General features: G+C 70.3%; 12 protein-coding genes. 8 read left to right on the forward strand and 4 right to left on the reverse strand.

Annotated elements, in window-relative coordinates:
• Nucleotides 1-33: 33 nt before the first annotated feature.
• The 3 genes from OG698_RS27870 to OG698_RS27880 all read left to right on the forward strand — a co-directional run bounded on the left by OG698_RS27870 (nucleotide 34) and on the right by OG698_RS27880 (nucleotide 3144).
• Complete coding sequence (locus OG698_RS27870) at nucleotides 34-1158, forward strand: ComF family protein (protein WP_406106167.1); 1125 nt, start codon at nucleotides 34-36, stop codon at nucleotides 1156-1158.
• 326 nt (nucleotides 1159-1484) lie between these two features.
• A complete protein-coding gene (gene hpf, locus OG698_RS27875) occupies nucleotides 1485-2174 on the forward strand; it encodes a ribosome hibernation-promoting factor, HPF/YfiA family (RefSeq protein ID WP_399984082.1) in 690 nt (229 codons plus the stop codon).
• Nucleotides 2175-2388: 214 nt separating this feature from the next.
• Nucleotides 2389-3144: a response regulator gene (locus OG698_RS27880; RefSeq protein WP_406106169.1), complete on the forward strand. Its 756-nt coding sequence runs from the start codon at nucleotides 2389-2391 to the stop codon at nucleotides 3142-3144.
• Nucleotides 3145-3178: 34 nt separating this feature from the next.
• Here the strand turns inward: OG698_RS27880 and OG698_RS27885 are convergent, their stop codons facing one another.
• Nucleotides 3179-4357 carry a winged helix-turn-helix domain-containing protein gene (locus OG698_RS27885; protein WP_406106171.1) on the reverse strand — a complete coding sequence of 393 codons (1179 nt, stop codon included), beginning with the start codon at nucleotides 4355-4357 and terminating at the stop codon, nucleotides 3179-3181.
• A gap of 70 nt (nucleotides 4358-4427) precedes the next feature.
• Nucleotides 4428-5000 (reverse strand): GNAT family N-acetyltransferase, encoded by a 573-nt coding sequence (locus OG698_RS27890; protein ID WP_399984050.1) that lies wholly within the window; start codon nucleotides 4998-5000, stop codon nucleotides 4428-4430.
• 243 nt (nucleotides 5001-5243) lie between these two features.
• On the opposite strand from OG698_RS27890, the gene secA reads away from it, so the two are divergent.
• The gene (gene secA, locus OG698_RS27895) at nucleotides 5244-8048 is read left to right on the forward strand and encodes a preprotein translocase subunit SecA (protein ID WP_406106173.1); all 2805 of its coding nucleotides are present in this window, start codon (nucleotides 5244-5246) and stop codon (nucleotides 8046-8048) included.
• A 674-nt stretch (nucleotides 8049-8722) separates the two neighbouring features.
• Nucleotides 8723-9220, forward strand: coding sequence for an alpha/beta hydrolase family protein (locus OG698_RS27900; protein ID WP_406106174.1), 498 nt, complete (start codon nucleotides 8723-8725; stop codon nucleotides 9218-9220).
• On the opposite strand, the gene OG698_RS27905 is transcribed toward OG698_RS27900, so the two are convergent.
• Entirely contained in the window at nucleotides 9102-9596 is a 495-nt protein-coding gene (locus tag OG698_RS27905) for an Rv3235 family protein (protein WP_399984055.1), read from the reverse strand. The two genes, OG698_RS27900 and OG698_RS27905, sit on opposite strands and share 119 nt — an antisense overlap.
• A 289-nt stretch (nucleotides 9597-9885) precedes the next feature.
• On the opposite strand from OG698_RS27905, the gene OG698_RS27910 reads away from it, so the two are divergent.
• Both OG698_RS27910 and OG698_RS27915 read left to right on the forward strand, forming a co-directional pair.
• Entirely contained in the window at nucleotides 9886-10401 is a 516-nt protein-coding gene (locus tag OG698_RS27910; RefSeq protein WP_399984058.1) for a DUF6912 family protein, read from the forward strand.
• A 46-nt stretch (nucleotides 10402-10447) separates the two neighbouring features.
• Nucleotides 10448-11122: an HAD family hydrolase gene (locus OG698_RS27915; RefSeq protein ID WP_406106176.1), complete on the forward strand. Its 675-nt coding sequence runs from the start codon at nucleotides 10448-10450 to the stop codon at nucleotides 11120-11122.
• A 275-nt stretch (nucleotides 11123-11397) separates the two neighbouring features.
• Here OG698_RS27915 and OG698_RS27920 read toward each other — a convergent pair whose 3' ends face one another.
• Nucleotides 11398-11964, reverse strand: coding sequence for a DJ-1/PfpI family protein (locus OG698_RS27920; protein WP_100598907.1), 567 nt, complete (start codon nucleotides 11962-11964; stop codon nucleotides 11398-11400).
• A gap of 479 nt (nucleotides 11965-12443) precedes the next feature.
• On the opposite strand from OG698_RS27920, the gene OG698_RS27925 reads away from it, so the two are divergent.
• Nucleotides 12444-17375, forward strand: coding sequence for an NAD-glutamate dehydrogenase (locus tag OG698_RS27925; RefSeq protein WP_406106178.1), 4932 nt, complete (start codon nucleotides 12444-12446; stop codon nucleotides 17373-17375).
• The last annotated feature ends 9 nt before the right edge of the window (nucleotides 17376-17384 follow it).

The following is a 17384-nucleotide window of genomic DNA, read 5'->3' on the forward strand; positions in this document are numbered from 1 at the left end:
TCGCAGGGCGCCCCTGTTGGCACAGTGGTGGACATGCGGGGGTGGTTGCAGGACCTCGGAGATCTTGTGCTGCCGGCCGAGTGTGGAGGCTGCGGTCGGCCGCGTACGACGCTCTGCGCGCGCTGCGGGGACGCCCTGTGGGGCGGCGCGCCGGGCCGGGTGCGGCCGAACCCTGAGCCGCCCGGGCTGCCGGTGGTGCACGCGGCCGCTCCGTACCAGGACGCGGTGCGGGCCGTACTGCTCGCGCACAAGGAGCGGGGGGCGTTGGGGCTCGCGGAGCCCCTGGGCGCGGCCCTCGCGGGGGCGGTGCGGGCGGGACTTGGCGAAACGGGGGATGGGGGAGGGGGCGGGGGTGGGGGTGGGGGCCCCGTAGACAGGCGTACACGGGCAGCTGGGCGCACCCAGGCAGATGCGCATACGCCACGAGACATGCGCACACAGGCGGATGGCGTCCGCACCCCAGTGAGCGCGCGTACCCAAGAAGCCGTGCGCACCCAATCAACCGCCCGCACCCAATCAACCGCCCGCACTCGACCCGGTGCCCGCCCCCAACCCGGTGCCCGCCCCCAACCCGGTGCCCGCCCCCAACCCGGCCCCCGGCCCGAACCAACCGCCCGCTCCCAACCGCCCGCCCGCTCCCAACCGCCCGCCCGCCCCCAACCAACCCCGCCACCCCCTCCCTCCACCCCCGTCCTCCTGATCCCCGTCCCCTCCGCTCGGAAGGCTGTTCGGGCTCGGGGGCATGATCCTGCGCGGCGGATTGCGTATGCCGCGGCGGCTGAGCTGCGTCGGGTGGGGGTTCCCGCGAGGGTGTGCGCCGCGTTGCGTCAGCGGCGGGTCGTCGCCGATCAGGCCGGGCTCGACGCGCGACGGCGTCTGGCCAATCTCGCCGGTGCTCTGGAGGTGCCCGCGGGAGCGCGTGCGCTCCTCGCCTCGGGTGGCCGGATCGTGCTGGTCGACGACGTCATGACTACGGGCGCCTCATTGGCGGAGGCGGCCCGCGCAATACGTGCCGCAGTGGCCGGGACGGCAGAGGATGAGAGCGACGGGATCACGCCGGGATGGGTGGAAACTGCACGGGAATTGCCCGCGCGCAACTCGATCAGTGCGGCAGTGGTTGCAGCCTCTCCGGGTTCTTTCGAAATAAACCGGAACTGAGCGTAAACCTGCGTCGTTGCAGGTGGTGAGGGGGTCATTTCACCTGAATGGAGGTACGCGTCAGTAGAGGGTGACGGCATCCGTCCGGGCGAGATATGTTCGGTTGTGAGGAATGGCGGACGCCATCCCCAGCAATCAGGAATGCCAGTGTCGTGGGCGCTGCAGGTTTTTTCGGCAATCACCCGCGATGATGGGGTGTAGATCTTGTCCATGGGGGAGGAGGAGGTGGAAGTCGCCGAGTCAGAGACTTCGGAAGTGGCCGGAGTCTGGTGCAACAGGGAGATGCTCCGCCGATGGAGCGGGGCGATCCGGGAACGGAGTTCTGCGTGGACATCGTCGTCAAGGGCCGCAAGACCGAGGTGCCCGAGCGGTTCCGCAAGCACGTGGCCGAGAAGCTGAAGCTGGACAAGATCCAGAAGTTCGACGGCAAGGTGATCAGCCTCGACGTGGAGGTGTCCAAGGAGCCCAACCCTCGACAGGCCGACCGCTGCGACCGCGTAGAGATCACACTCCGCACGCGCGGCCCGGTCATCAGGGCGGAGGCGGCGGCCAGCGACCCGTATGCGGCGCTCGACCTGGCAACGGACAAGCTCGAGGCGCGCCTGCGCAAGGAACACAGCAAGCGGTCCACCCGCCGCGGGAGCGGCAGGCTCACTGCCGCGGAAGTCCCCGATGTCGTCGCCACGGCGACTCTGAACGGGGACGGCTCGGTGGTCAACAACGAGGAGCCCGGCGGAGTACCGACCACGAGGATCGGCTCCCTCGAGGTCCAGGGCGAAGGCCCGCTCATCGTTCGCGAGAAGACGCACGTCGCTGCGCCCATGTCACTCGACCAGGCGCTCTACGAGATGGAGCTGGTCGGGCACGACTTCTACCTCTTCGTCGACTCCGAGACCAAGGAGCCCAGCGTCGTCTACCGGCGCCACGCCTACGACTACGGCGTGATCCACCTCAACACCGACCCGATGGTCACCCAGGCGCAGTCGTCCGCAGCGGGCGGGGCGCTCGGCGGCTGAGGTCGGCGGAACCACGCGGCTGAGCCCGCGGGAGACAGCCGTGAAGGGTGCCCCTGGGAGCGCGTGCGCCCCCAGGGGCACCCTCGTGCTGCCGCTCTGTCACCGCACCGGCGCCAAGGCATGAAATCATGGCCGGGCCGGGTCAACCGGTGTGCCGCTGCCTCCGGTTGGCGTGGCACAGGAAGACGGGCCATGGCCTTCAGGGGGAGGAACGATGGCGGACAGCTTCGGACCGATGGGGGACGAGGGCGCCGGTACGGCCGGTGGCGGTGTCCAGGGCATGGGCCCGGACGAGAGCGCGCCGCGCAAGGAGCCGATCAGGGTCCTGGTGGTGGACGACCACGCGCTGTTCCGGCGCGGGCTCGAGATCGTTCTAGCGGCCGAGGAGGACATCCAGGTCGTCGGCGAGGCGGGTGACGGCGCGGAGGCCGTGGACAAGGCGGCCGACCTGCTGCCCGACATCATCCTGATGGATGTGCGGATGCCCAAGCGCGGCGGGATCGAGGCATGTACCTCCATCAAGGAGGTCGCCCCCAGCGCCAAGATCATCATGCTGACCATCAGTGACGAGGAAGCGGATCTCTACGACGCGATCAAAGCGGGCGCGACGGGCTATCTGCTCAAGGAGATCTCCACGGACGAGGTGGCCACGGCCATTCGCGCCGTCGCCGACGGGCAGTCGCAGATCAGCCCCTCGATGGCGTCGAAGCTCCTCACCGAATTCAAGTCGATGATCCAGCGAACGGACGAGCGGCGTCTCGTTCCGGCGCCGCGGCTGACCGACCGTGAGCTGGAAGTCCTGAAGCTGGTCGCCACGGGCATGAACAACCGCGATATCGCGAAGGAACTGTTCATCTCCGAGAACACCGTGAAGAACCATGTGCGCAACATCCTGGAGAAGCTCCAGCTGCACTCCAGGATGGAGGCCGTGGTGTACGCGATGCGGGAGAAGATCCTCGAGATCCGGTGACGGCCACCGGGTGACAGTGGTCGGGTGACAGCGGTCAGCCGAGGGCGGTGACCAGGGTCGGCTTGAGTTCCGGGGCGTCGACGCGCTCGATCCGGACCGCGTCGCAGCCCACCCACTCCGCCGCCTCCCGCAGCGCCTGCGCCACGGCCGGGACCGCCTTCGGGCCGTCCAGGGAGACCTGCCTGGCGACCAGCGTGCTCCCGTCGCGCGCGGGGTCGACGCGGCCCACCAGGTGCCCGCCCGCGAGGACCGGCATCGCGAAGTAGCCGTGTACCCGCTTCGGCTTGGGGACGTACGCCTCCAGGCGGTGCGTGAAGCCGAAGATCCGCTCCGTGCGGGGCCGCTCCCAGATCAGGGAGTCGAAGGGCGAGAGCAGCGTCGTACGGTGGCGGCCGCGGGGGGCGGTGTCGAGCGCCTCCGGATCCGCCCACGCCGGCTTTCCCCAGCCCTGCACGGTCACGGGAACCAGGCCCGCGTCCTCGACCACCGCGTCGAACTGCTCGTGCTTCAGGCGGTGGTAGTCCGCGATGTCGGAGCGCGTGCCGATGCCGAGGGACTGTCCGGCGAGGCGGACCAGGCGGCGCAGGCACTCCCGGTCGGCCAGGTCGTCATGGAGCAGCTCGGCCGGGACGGCGCGCTCCGCGAGGTCGTACACCCGCTTCCAGCTGCGGCGCTGTGTGCACACCACCTCGCCGTACATCAGGGCGCGCTCCACGGCGACCTTCGCCGCGGACCAGTCCCACCACTCGCCCTTGTTCTTCGCGCCGCCCAACTCCGTGGCCGTGAGCGGGCCTTCGGTGCGCAGCTGCTTGATGACCTGCTCGTACGCGCCGTCGGGCAGGTCGTGGTGCCAGTGCGGGCGGGTGCGGTAGGCGCGGCGGCGGAAGGCGAAGTGCGGCCACTCCTCGATGGGCAGGATGCACGCGGCGTGCGACCAGTACTCGAAGGCGTGCGGCGCGCCGGCCGTGCCCGGGGTCCAGTACGCGTCCTCGACCGTTCTGCGGCCGACCGCGCCCAGGCGCGCGTACGGGATGAGTTCGTGCGACCGGGCCAGCACCGAGATGGTGTCGAGCTGGACGGCTCCGAGGTGACGGAGCACGCCGCGGACCCCGCCCTTGCGGTCCGGCGCGCCGAGGAACCCTTGAGCCCGCAGCGCGATGCGGCGGGCCTCGTCGGCGGAGAGTTCGGCGGCGGGGCGCGGCGTGGTCGTCATGCCCCGAACGATAGGGCGCGGCACTGACAGTCGGGCCTGGCCGGCGGGCGGGGGCCGGCGCCGGAAAGCGTCACGCCGGCGCCGGGAGGTAGGGCAGCACTGCCGGGATGCCGAGGTCCGAGGGGAGGAGCGAGGCGACCCAACAGTCTCGCAGCACGCCCTTGTTGGGTAGGCCCGCCCGCATGACGCCCTCCACGGTGAAGCCGGCCTTCTCGGCGACGGTGCGCGAGCCGACGTTGCCGACCTCGGCGCGCCACTCCAGTCGCGTACAGGCCAGGTCGGTGAAGGCCCAGCGGGCCAGGGCGAGGACCGTCTCGGTCATGTAGCCGCGGCCGCGGTACTCCTTGCCGGTCCAGAAGCCGACCTCCCAGGCGCCCGCGCGCGGGTGGTGCAGGCTCGCGGCGGCGATCACGGGGCCGTCGTCCTGGAGCCGCACGGCGAAGGTGTACTCCGTGTCGGCCCGCCAGCCGTCCGGGACCATGCGGCCGACGAAGTGTTCGGCGTCCACGCGCGCGTAGGGCGACGGGACGGTGGTCCAGCGCTGGATGTCGGGGTCCTGGGCCGCGAGATACACCTCGTCGGTGTCCTCGGCGGTGAACGTGCGCAGCCGCAGGCGGTCGGTGGTGAGTGCGACGGGTTCCATCGGCCGATTCTGCTCGTAGGCCGACAATGGCGCCAGCAGATATCGCGGGGTGAGCGCGCTGTTACCTTTCGCAGTCGGGGTGCACAGCTTCGTGCGGCACCTTGAGCGGTCCTCGTGCGTTGTCCCTGTGGCTGTGGTTACGGCAGACCTCCCGGCGCGCCGGGGTCCTCGCATACGATGGCCGTTGCTCTATACCGTCACACCCGACCGTGCCAGGCCCGACCGGCAAGGAGACCAACCCCCGTGTCCGTCCTCTCGAAGATCATGCGTGCAGGCGAAGGCAAGATCCTGCGCAAGCTGCACCGCATCGCGGACCAGGTCAACTCCCTCGAAGAGGATTTCGTCAGCCTCTCCGACGCCGAGCTGCGGGCCCTCACCGACGAGTACAAGGAGAGGTTCGCCGACGGCGAGAGCCTCGACGACCTGCTCCCCGAGGCCTTCGCCACCGTCCGCGAGGCGGCCAGGCGCGTGCTCGGCCAGCGTCCCTACGATGTGCAGCTGATGGGTGGCGCCGCCCTCCACCTCGGCTACGTTGCCGAGATGAAGACCGGTGAGGGCAAGACCCTCGTCGGCACGCTCCCGACGTACTTGAACGCGCTGTCCGGCAAGGGCGTTCACCTGATCACGGTGAACGACTACCTGGCCGAGCGCGACTCCGAAATGATGGGCCGCGTCCACAAGTTCCTCGGCCTCAGCGTGGGCTGCATCCTGGCGAACATGACGCCGGCGCAGCGCCGCGAGCAGTACAACTGCGACATCACGTACGGCACGAACAACGAGTTCGGTTTCGACTACCTCCGCGACAACATGGCGTGGTCCCAGGACGAGCTCGTCCAGCGCGGCCACAACTTCGCGGTGGTCGACGAGGTCGACTCGATCCTCGTCGACGAGGCCCGTACGCCGCTGATCATCTCCGGCCCCGCCGACCAGGCCACCAAGTGGTACGGCGACTTCGCGAAGCTGGTCACCCGCCTGAAGAAGGGCGAGGCCGGCAATCCGCTGAAGGGCATCGAGGAGACCGGCGACTACGAGGTCGACGAGAAGAAGCGCACCGTCGCCATCCACGAGCCCGGCGTCGCCAAGGTCGAGGACTGGCTGGGCATCGACAACCTCTACGAGTCGGTGAACACCCCGCTCGTCGGCTATCTGAACAACGCCATCAAGGCGAAGGAACTGTTCAAGAAGGACAAGGACTACGTCGTCATCGACGGCGAAGTCATGATCGTCGACGAGCACACCGGCCGTATCCTCGCCGGCCGCCGCTACAACGAGGGCATGCACCAGGCGATCGAGGCGAAGGAAGGGGTGGACATCAAGGACGAGAACCAGACGCTCGCCACGATCACCCTGCAGAACTTCTTCCGCCTCTACGGCAAGCTCTCCGGCATGACCGGTACGGCCATGACCGAGGCCGCCGAGTTCCACCAGATCTACAAGCTGGGCGTCGTCCCGATCCCGACGAACAAGCCGATGGTCCGCAAGGACCAGGCCGACCTGATCTACCGCACCGAGGTCGCCAAGTTCGACGCGGTCGTCGACGACATCGCCGAGAAGCACGAGCAGGGTCAGCCGATCCTCGTCGGTACGACGTCCGTCGAGAAGTCGGAGTACCTCTCGCAGCAGCTGTCCAAGCGCGGTGTGCAGCACGAGGTGCTGAACGCGAAGCAGCACGACCGTGAGGCGACGATCGTCGCCCAGGCCGGCCGCAAGGGCGCCGTCACCGTCGCCACGAACATGGCCGGCCGAGGCACTGACATCAAGCTCGGCGGCAATCCGGACGACCTCGCCGAGGCGGAGCTGCGCCAGCGCGGCCTGGACCCGGTCGAGCATGTCGAGGAGTGGGCCGCGGCGCTGCCGGCCGCCCTGGAGCGGGCCGAGCAGGCGGTGAAGGCCGAGTTCGAGGAGGTCAAGGACCTCGGCGGGCTCTACGTCCTCGGCACGGAGCGGCACGAGTCGCGCCGTATCGACAACCAGCTGCGCGGCCGTTCCGGCCGTCAGGGAGACCCGGGCGAGTCCCGCTTCTACCTGTCGCTCGGTGACGACCTGATGCGTCTGTTCAAGGCCCAGATGGTCGAGCGCGTCATGTCGATGGCGAACGTCCCGGACGACGTGCCGATCGAGAACAAGATGGTCACGCGCGCCATCGCGTCGGCCCAGTCGCAGGTCGAGCAGCAGAACTTCGAGACCCGGAAGAACGTCCTCAAGTACGACGAGGTCCTCAACCGGCAGCGTGAGGTCATCTACGGCGAGCGGCGCCGCGTCCTGGAGGGCGAGGACCTGCACGAGCAGATCCAGCACTTCATGGACGACACGATCGACGAGTACATCGGCGCGGAGACCGCCGACGGCTTCGCCGAGGAGTGGGACCTGGACCGGCTGTGGGGCGCCTTCAAGCAGCTCTACCCGGTGAAGGTCACCGTCGACGAGCTGGAGGAGGCCGCGGGTGACCGCGCGGGTCTGACGGCCGAGTTCATCAGCGAGTCCGTCAAGGAGGACATCCACGCGCAGTACGCGGCGCGTGAGGAGCAGCTCGGCTCCGAGATCATGCGTGAGCTGGAGCGCCGCGTGGTTCTCTCCGTCCTGGACCGCAAGTGGCGTGAGCACCTCTACGAGATGGACTACCTCCAGGAGGGCATCGGCCTGCGCGCCATGGCGCAGAAGGACCCGCTGGTCGAGTACCAGCGCGAGGGCTTCGACATGTTCACCGCCATGATGGAGGGCATCAAGGAGGAGTCCGTCGGCTACCTGTTCAACCTGGAGGTCCAGGTCGAGCAGCAGGTCGAGGAGGTCCCCGTGCAGGACACGGCGCCGTCCCTGGACAAGCAGGACGCGGTGCCCGCCGGTGTCGGCCGTCCCGAGATCCGCGCCAAGGGCCTCGACGCCCCGCAGCGTCCGGACCGCCTGCACTTCCAGGCGCCGAACGCCGAGGGCGGCGTGGACGAGATGGACTACGTCACCGAGGACGGCCCGGCGCGCTCCGAGGCCGACGGCCTCACGCGCGCGGAGCGTCGTAAGCAGCAGAAGGGCGGGCGCCGCCGCAAGAAGTAGTGTGCGGCGCGCTGTGAACGAGCGTGTGTGAAGGGGCCGGGCACGGGATGCCCGGCCCCTTTCGTCGGTGTCGGGGCGGGACAGCAGGGGCGGCCGGAACGCCGACGGTCGGAACACCAGGGCCAACGGGTATGCGGGCATGACAGGCGTGACGACGCCGGACCGGGTTGAGGGCTGCGGGTGCGGTGGCGGTGCGGAGCGAGCACGCGGCGGCCAGGCGCCTCGCCGGGCGGGTTCTGCCTCGGGTGCCGGCGCGGGCCCGGGATCTGGTCGACGGGGAGTTCGGGGCGACGACGCCTTTCGGCGATCTCCCTGACGATGTACGGGAAGTGGAAATCGCGCGTACCCCGCCTCGCGGTGCAGGGCTTGCTCGCCCGGGCCGCGCGGACGGCGGGCCGAGGAGGGCGTGCCGCTGGACGCCGTCGTGCGGACGTATTTCGGGGGCGCCCCGCCCAGCCACTGGGCGCAGATCCTCGACCTGGCCGGCATCGGAGACCCGCGGGCCACCGTCAACCCGTACATCGCTCTGCTCGTTTCGGGTACGGCAGCGGCCGAGCCGGACGTGAAGCCGGCCGACTACCTCACGCCCCAGGGCATGAAGGTCCTCGGGGTGGCCCGCGACGGCGGTTGCCTCGCCGAGGTGTTCAAGGCCGGCGAGGGGCTACGCCGACTTCGTGTACGGGACGCCGCGCAACGGAGCGCCCGAACTCGCCGCGCTGCCGGCCCGCCACGCCGAGCCGTTTGTCACCCGCTACCGCGAGCTGGTGCTGATCGTGCAGGGCGCCGCGGATACGACGGTGCCGGCTGTCACCTCAAAACTCGCCGCGCTGCCGGCCCGCCATGCCGAGCCGTTCGTCATCCGCTACGGCGAGCTGGTGCTGATCGTGCAGGGCGCCGCGGATACGACGGTGCCGGACGTCACCTCAAAGGAGACCGCGGCGGCACTGGAGCGGGCCGGGACCCGGGTGACGTACACGTCGTACGAGGGCGTCGACCACCCCTCGCTGCCGGTGGCCGCGCTGGACGAGGTCGACGCGCTGACAGCGGCGGGGATCACGCCTCGCTGTCGCGGGGCGGGCGTCCGCTCATTTCGACGGCCGTGCAGAGCCAGCGGTGGTCGTCGCCCCGGTGCAGGCGGAAGGCGAGGGCGTGCAGCCGGGGGCCCGCGCTGATCCGGGCGAAGACTTCGTAGACGCCGGGTTCGGGCTCGTAGTGGCCGATGCCGCGGACGACGGGCCGGCGTCCCCGGTCGTTGAAGGGCTGGTTCTCGGCGAGCCGGATCAGGGCGTCGTAGAGGGATCCGGCGAAGTGGCGGGAGGCCCAGTGGACGGGGCGCTGGCCGCTGAGCATCAGCAGGAGGCGCTCGGTGAAGAGCTCGGCGGGGTGCGGCGGCAGCTGGGGCGGGACGCGTACGGGCCGCGCGCCGGGGCGCCTCGCGTCCTGCCTGCCGGGCGGTCGGCCGCCCGGGGGCCGGGTCGTCCTGGGGCGGCGGCGCGGCTGGTCCATCACCTTGCGCAGCGGCGGCTCATGGGCGGTGGGCTCGTGCATGTCTGGGTCCCCGTTCGGCGTCCGACCGGTGGATACCGATCGGTAACTTCGCTTGGGGATCTTGTACGTGTTCTGCGGCTCCGCCCACAAGGCCGCGGGGGCCCGGAGAGGGTGGTCGCGAGGATCACCTATCCGGGTGACCGGACGGCGGACGAGGCGTGCGCGGACGGGCCTCGGGAGGGTCATGCAGGGGCCCGGTGTGGACGTGCGCACAGGGGGCGACCGGCACCCCGAAGGGGGACCCCCGCACGTATCCTGAAGCCCCTCTCGCCGACGAAAGTGGCCAGCCATGCGCGTGTACGTCCCCCTGTCCCTGCCCCGTCTCGCCGAGGCGCACAAGGCGGGCGAACTGGGGCCCGGACCGCTCACCGCGTACGCCGTGACGCCCGCGCTGCGCGAGTGGTACGTCTCCGACGACATCGAGGAGCTGGAGTACGCGGCCCTCAGCCGCGCGGCGGCGGCGTCGCTGCGGCTGATCGCCGGGGAGCCGGACGCGCCCCGCAAGCGGGTCGTGGTCGCCCTCGACGTGCCGGACGGCGCCGCCGTGGCCGACCCGGACCGCGGGCTCGACCCGGGAGCGCTCGGCGAGGTGCGGATCGCGAACGCGGCCCCCCTGGCCAAGGCGGCGGCGGTGCACGTGGACTCGGCCGACGCCGAGAAGGACGTGACCGCGGCGGCCGCGGCGCTCGGGGCGGCGGACCAGGGCGACGACGACGCGCAGTTCGTCGTCGACGGCGCCGAGGACCACGAGCTCCTCTGGTTCGCCACGCAGGAGATCCCGAACCTGCTCGGCCTGAGCGGCTGACCTGCGCGAACGTACGATTGTCGGTCCCGGCGGGTACGTTCTTGGCATGGGGAAGCACGCAGCCGGAGCACACATCGTCTGGGACTGGAACGGGACGCTGTTCCACGACAACGACGCCGTCATCAGCGCGACGAACGCCGCCTTCGAGGAGGTCGGACTCGAGCCGATCACCCTGGAGCGGTACAGAGAGCTGTACTGCGTGCCGATCCCCCGCTTCTACCAGCGGCTGATGGGGCGGCTGCCCACCGAGGCCGAGTGGGAGCGCATGGACACCGCCTTCCAGCGGCACTACACGTTCCACCGCACGGCCTGCGGGCTCGCCGACGGGGCGGAGCTGCTCCTCGCCGGCTGGAGCTCGGCGGGCCGCAGCCAGTCGATCCTCAGCATGTACGGGCATGACGAACTCGTCCCGCTGGTACGGGAGTTCGGGATCGAGTCGCACTTCCTGCGGGTCGACGGGCGCACCGGCCCCTCCGGCGGCAGCAAGGCCGAGCACATGGTCCGCCACCTCGGAGCGCTGGTCGGCGCGGGGGTTGCGCCGGAGCGCACGGTGGTGATCGGGGACGCTGCCGACGACGCGGTGGCGGCGCTGCACGCGGGCGCGCGGGCCGTGCTCTACACCGGCGGATCGCACAGCAGGGCCAGTCTCGAAGGCGTGGGGGCGCCGGTCGTGGACACTCTCGCCGAGGCCGTCGGGGTGGCGGAACGCCTGGCGGAGTGAGCGAATGCGCTCACGCTCCGCTGCCGGCTGCGTACGCCGACATGCGTATACGGCTCCGCGCCGATACCGATGCCCGGGCGTTCCCGCGCACGTCAGGCCGGGGGTGTGCCGTTCCCCGGGTGGTCCGGCGCGGCGGAGCGCCGGGCAGCAATCCGGCCAACTCCCTCGGCTGTCGTGGCAACGGGGCTCCGTCGTGTCGTCCAGGAGCGCCATGCGTGGTGGCTGCCCTCGTCGGCGGGGCAGCCACCCACCGTCCCGTGAGGCCCCTCGGACCCTCAGGTCACCGGCGCCTTGGCCCGCAGCACCGTGAGGAACTCCCGCATCCACCCCGAGTGGTCCGGCCAGGCGCGCGACGACACCAGCGTCCCGTCGACGACCACTTCTGCGTCTCGGAAAGCCGCGCCCGCGGCCTGCATGTCGGGCTCAAGCGCCGGATACGCCGTGACGCGGCGCCCGCGCAGACCGTCGACCGCCGCCGTCAGCAGCGGACCGTGGCAGATCTGGGCCACGGGCTTGTCCGCGTCGAAAAAAGACTTCAGGATCTTGCGCAGCTCCGGGTCGTTGCGCAGATACTCGGGGGCGCGGCCGCCCGGGATCACGACAGCGACGTACTGTTCGGGCTCGACCTCGGCGAACGCGAGATCGGCGGGCCAGGTGTAGCCGGGCTTCTCCGTGTACGTGTCGAACCCCGGTTCGAAGTCGTGGACGACGAACTGCAGCTTCTTGCGCTCCGGGGCGGCGATGTGGACGTCGTAGCCCTCCTCGCGCAGGCGCTGGTAGGGGTACAGGACTTCCAGTGACTCGGCGGCGTCGCCGGTCACCAGGAGGATCTTGGGTGCCATGGCTGTGCGCTCCCCTCGGAGCCTTCGGGCCGGGGTGTCTCCTCCTCAACGTGGACCCGGCCGGACCGTAAGGCAACCCCCCGACGCATCCATCCGCGTTGCTGTCCCTGTGCAGAGTGTCAAAGTTCGACCGCTGTATTTGTACACATACGGCTCATGACGACTCCCGGGGGAGGGGCGATAGCCTTGACCCGTGATCAGCGCGATATCTCGCGGGGGCATCGTCGCCCCCTGCCCGCGCCGGGAGCACACGGAGATCTACATCCGTGCCCGGCGCTCCGCTGACCATTCCCTTCGGGACGGAACATGGATGCCGTCGCGACTCCGGGCAGGAAATACGCCAAAAATGGCGGATAACCGCCCGCTCATCTCTCATCCCGGCATACCGTCGACATCGACCGGAGACCCCGCGTCGTGGCGTTGTGCCGCATCACTTTCTTCAACGTCACGCAACGGCGCGCGACAGGAGCCAGAGGACAATGCAGACCAAGCTGGACGAAGCCAAGGCCGAGCTGCTCGCACGGGCTGCCCGGGTAGCTGAGAACAGCCCGGCTGGGGGCCATCTCCCGGCCGGGACGAATGGCGAGGGGGCTCCGGACCAGGAGTCCGTGCTCGCGTTCCTCCAGCGCTACTACCTGCACACCGCCCCCGAGGACCTGGCCGACCGCGACCCGGTCGACGCCTTCGGTGCAGCCGTCTCCCACTACCGGCTCGCGGAGGTCCGCCCGCAGGGCACCGCGAACGTCAAGGTCCACACGCCGACGGTCGAGGAGAACGGCTGGACCTGCAGCCACTCCGTCGTCGAGGTCGTCACCGACGACATGCCGTTCCTGGTCGACTCGGTCACCAACGAGCTGTCCCGCCAGGGCCGCGGCATCCACGTCGTGATCCACCCGCAGGTCACCGTGCGCCGCGACCTGACCGGCAAGCTCCTGGAGGTCCTGCCCGCGGGCAGCGCCACCGACGGCCACGACACGCTCACCGAGTCGTGGATCCACGTGGAGATCGACCGGGAGACGGACCGCGCCGACCTGAAGCAGATCACCTCCGACCTCCTGCGTGTCCTGTCCGACGTCCGTGAGGCCGTCGAGGACTGGGAGAAGATGCGGGACTCGGCGCTGCGTATCGCCGACGACCTGCCCAGCGAGCCCACCGCCGACGACCTGCGCGCCCAGGACGTCGAGGAGGCCCGCGAGCTGCTGCGCTGGCTGTCCACCGACCACTTCACCTTCCTCGGCTACCGCGAGTACGAGCTGCGCGAGGACGACTCGCTGTCCGCCGTGCCCGGCACCGGCCTCGGCATCCTGCGCTCCGACCCGCAGCACGGCGGCGACGACCACCACCCGGTGAGCCCGTCCTTCAGCCGGCTGCCCGCCGACGCGCGCGCCAAGGCCCGCGAGCACAAGATCCTCGTGCTGACCAAGGCCAACAGCCGCGCCACCGTGCACCGCCCGTCGTACCTGGACTACGTCGGCGTGAAGAAGTTCGACGCCGAGGGCAACGTCATCGGCGAGCGCCGCTTCCTCGGCCTCTTCTCGAGCGCCGCGTACACGGAGTCCGTCCGGCGCGTCCCGGTCGTGCGCCGCAAGGTGCAGGAAGTGCTGCGGGGCGCCGGATTCTCGCCCAACAGCCACGACGGCCGCGACCTGCTCCAGATCCTGGAGACGTACCCGCGCGACGAGCTGTTCCAGACCTCGGCCGACGAGCTGCGCGCCATCGTCACCAGCGTCCTCTACCTCCAGGAGCGCCGCCGGCTGCGGCTCTACCTGCGCCAGGACGAGTACGGCCGCTACTACTCGGCCCTCGTCTACCTGCCGCGCGACCGCTACACCACCGGTGTCCGCCTGCGGATCATCGACATCCTCAAGGAAGAGCTCAACGGCACCAGCGTCGACTTCACGGCCTGGAACACCGAGTCGATCCTGTCCCGGCTGCACTTCGTCATCCGCGTCGAGCCGGGCACCGAGCTGCCCGTGCTGACCGAGGCCGACACCGAGCGCATCGAGGCGCGGCTCGTCGACGCCGCCCGCTCGTGGGCCGACGGCTTCGGCGAGGCGCTCAACGCGGAGTGCGGCGAGGAGCGCGCGGCCGAGCTGGGCCGCCGCTACTCCGGCGCCTTCCCCGAGGGCTACAAGGCCGACCACTCGCCGCGCGCGGCGGTCGCCGACCTGGTCCACCTCGAAGCGCTCAAGCGCGGCGAGAAGGACTTCGCGCTCTCGCTGTACGAGCCCGTGGGCGCGGCCCCCGGCGAGCGCCGCTTCAAGATCTACCGCACCGGCGCGCCGGTCTCCCTGTCGTCCGTCCTGCCGGCCCTCAACCGGCTCGGCGTCGAGGTCATCGACGAGCGCCCCTACGAGCTGCGCTGCTCGGACCGGACCACGGCGTGGATCTACGACTTCGGCCTTCGCCTGCCGAAGTCGCTCAGCGGCAACGGCGACTTCCTCGGTGACGACGGCCGCGAGCGCTTCCAGGAGGCCTTCACGGCGACCTGGACCGGCGCCGCCGAGAACGACGGCTTCAACTCCCTCGTCCTGAGCGCCGGTCTGAACTGGCGGCAGGCGATGGTGCTGCGCGCGTACGCCAAGTACCTGCGCCAGGCCGGTGCGACGTTCAGCCAGGACTACATGGAGGACACCCTCCGTAACAACGTCCACACCACCCGCCTCCTGGTGAGCCTCTTCGAGGCGCGCATGTCGCCGGAGCGCCAGCGGGCCGGGACCGAGCTGATCGACGGGCTCCTGGAGGAGCTCGACGGTGCGCTCGACCAGGTCGCGAGCCTGGACGAGGACCGGATCCTGCGGTCCTTCCTGACCGTCATCAAGGCGACGCTGCGGACGAACTTCTTCCAGAAGCGCGACGACGGCACGCCGCACGAGTACGTCTCGATGAAGTTCGACCCGCAGGCCATCCCCGACCTGCCCGCGCCGCGCCCGGCCTACGAGATCTGGGTGTACTCGCCGCGGGTCGAGGGCGTGCACCTGCGCTTCGGCAAGGTCGCGCGCGGTGGTCTGCGCTGGTCCGACCGGCGTGAGGACTTCCGTACCGAGGTCCTCGGGCTGGTCAAGGCGCAGATGGTGAAGAACACCGTCATCGTGCCGGTCGGCGCCAAGGGCGGCTTCGTCGCGAAGAACCTGCCGGACCCGAGCGTCGACCGTGACGCGTGGCTGGCCGAGGGTGTCGCGTCGTACAAGACCTTCATCTCGGCGCTGCTCGACATCACCGACAACCTGGTGGCCGGCCAGGTCGTGCCCCCGGCGGACGTCGTGCGCCACGACGGGGACGACACGTACCTCGTGGTCGCGGCCGACAAGGGCACGGCGACGTTCTCCGACATCGCCAACGCGGTCGCCGAGTCGTACAACTTCTGGCTCGGTGACGCCTTCGCCTCCGGCGGCTCGGCGGGCTACGACCACAAGGGCATGGGCATCACCGCCCGTGGCGCCTGGGAGTCCGTGAAGCGGCACTTCCGGGAGCTGGGCACCGACACGCAGACCGAGGACTTCACGGTCGTCGGCGTCGGCGACATGTCCGGTGACGTGTTCGGCAACGGCATGCTGCTCTCCGAGCACATCCGCCTGGTCGCCGCGTTCGACCACCGGCACATCTTCATCGACCCGCGGCCCGACGCGGCCACCTCGTACGCCGAGCGCCGCCGCCTGTTCGACCTGCCGCGCTCCTCGTGGGCCGACTACAACAAGGAACTGATCTCCGCGGGCGGCGGGATCTTCCCGCGCTCCGCCAAGGCGATCCAGCTCAACGCGCACATCCGCGAGGCACTCGGCATCGAGTCGGGCGCCGCGAAGATGACGCCGGCCGACCTGATGAAGGCGATCCTGCACGCGCGGGTCGACCTGCTGTGGAACGGCGGCATCGGCACGTACGTGAAGTCGTCCGCCGAGTCGAACGCGGACGTCGGCGACAAGGCCAACGACGCGATCCGCGTGGACGGCCAGGACGTGCGGGCCAAGGTGATCGGCGAGGGCGGCAACCTCGGCGCGACCCAGCTGGGCCGTATCGAGTTCGCGCGCAGCGGCGGCAAGGTCAACACCGACGCCATCGACAACAGCGCGGGCGTGGACACCTCCGACCACGAGGTGAACATCAAGATCCTGCTCAACACGCTCGTCACCGACGGCGACATGACCGTCAAGCAGCGCAACAAGCTGCTCGCCGAGATGACCGACGAGGTCGGCGCCCTGGTCCTGCGCAACAACTACGCGCAGAACACGGCCCTGGCCAACGCGGTCGCCCAGGCGCCCGACCTGCTCCACGCCCACCAGCGCTTCATGCGCCGCCTGGTCCGTGAAGGGAGCCTCGACCGGGCCCTGGAGTTCCTGCCGACGGACCGGCAGGTCAAGGAGCTGCTGAACACCCGGCGCGGCCTGAGCCAGCCCGAGCTGGCCGTCCTCCTCGCGTACACGAAGATCACGGCCGCGCACGAGCTGATCCAGACGTCGCTGCCGGACGACCCGTACCTGCGCAGGCTCCTGCACGCCTACTTCCCGCAGGCGCTGCGCGAGCGGTTCACCGAGGCGGTCGACGGGCACGCGCTGCGCCGCGAGATCGTCACCACGGTGCTGGTCAACGACACGGTGAACTCCGGCGGTTCGACGTTCCTGCACCGGATGCGCGAGGAGACCGGCGCGTCCCTGGAGGAGATCGTGCGGGCGCAGCTCGCCGCGCGCGAGATCTTCGGCCTCGGCGAGGTCTGGGACTCGGTCGAGTCGCTCGACAATGTCGTCGCCGCGGACGTCCAGACCCGGATCAGGCTGCACTCGCGCCGCCTGGTCGAGCGCGGCACGCGCTGGCTGCTCAACAACCGGCCGCAGCCGCTCCAGCTCGCCGAGACCATCGACTTCTTCCGCGAGGGCGTCGCCCAGGTGTGGTCGGCCATGCCGAAGATGCTGCGCGGCGCGGACGCCGAGTGGTACCAGTCGATCCTGGACGAGCTGACCGCAGCGGGTGTGCCGGAGGAGCTGGCCCAGCGGGTCGCCGGGTTCTCCTCGGCCTTCCCGACGCTCGACATCGTGGCGATCGCCGACCGCACCGGCAAGGACCCCCTGGCCGTCGCCGAGGTGTACTACGACCTCGCGGACCGGCTGTCCATCGCGCAGCTGATGGACCGGATCATCGAGCTGCCGCGGACCGACCGCTGGCAGTCGATGGCCCGCGCCTCGATCCGTGAGGACCTGTACGCGGCGCACGCGGCCCTCACGGCCGATGTGCTGGCCGCCGGGAACGGCGTGTCGACTCCGGAGCAGCGCTTCGACGCGTGGCAGGAGAAGAACGCGCCGATCCTGGCCCGCGCGCGGACGACCCTGGAGGAGATCCAGAGCTCGGACGCCTTCGACCTGGCGAACCTGTCGGTCGCGATGCGCACGATGAGGACGCTGCTGCGCACGCACTCGTAGGGTCCGCTC

The sequence above is a fragment of the Streptomyces sp. NBC_01003 genome, assembly GCF_045162695.1.
GTDB lineage: Bacteria > Actinomycetota > Actinomycetes > Streptomycetales > Streptomycetaceae > Streptomyces.

What these genes read in the sequence shown, in the direction of transcription:
- OG698_RS27870 (WP_406106167.1), top strand. Translation starts at nt 34, where the DNA reads ATGCGGGGGTGGTTGCAGGACCTCGGAGATCTTGTGCTGCCGGCCGAG.
- OG698_RS27880 (WP_406106169.1), top strand. Translation starts at nt 2,389, where the DNA reads ATGGCGGACAGCTTCGGACCGATGGGGGACGAGGGCGCCGGTACGGCC.
- OG698_RS27885 (WP_406106171.1), bottom strand. Translation starts at nt 4,357, where the DNA reads ATGACGACCACGCCGCGCCCCGCCGCCGAACTCTCCGCCGACGAGGCC.
- OG698_RS27890 (WP_399984050.1), bottom strand. Translation starts at nt 5,000, where the DNA reads ATGGAACCCGTCGCACTCACCACCGACCGCCTGCGGCTGCGCACGTTC.
- OG698_RS27905 (WP_399984055.1), bottom strand. Translation starts at nt 9,596, where the DNA reads ATGCACGAGCCCACCGCCCATGAGCCGCCGCTGCGCAAGGTGATGGAC.
- OG698_RS27910 (WP_399984058.1), top strand. Translation starts at nt 9,886, where the DNA reads ATGCGCGTGTACGTCCCCCTGTCCCTGCCCCGTCTCGCCGAGGCGCAC.
- OG698_RS27915 (WP_406106176.1), top strand. Translation starts at nt 10,448, where the DNA reads ATGGGGAAGCACGCAGCCGGAGCACACATCGTCTGGGACTGGAACGGG.
- OG698_RS27920 (WP_100598907.1), bottom strand. Translation starts at nt 11,964, where the DNA reads ATGGCACCCAAGATCCTCCTGGTGACCGGCGACGCCGCCGAGTCACTG.
- OG698_RS27925 (WP_406106178.1), top strand. Translation starts at nt 12,444, where the DNA reads ATGCAGACCAAGCTGGACGAAGCCAAGGCCGAGCTGCTCGCACGGGCT.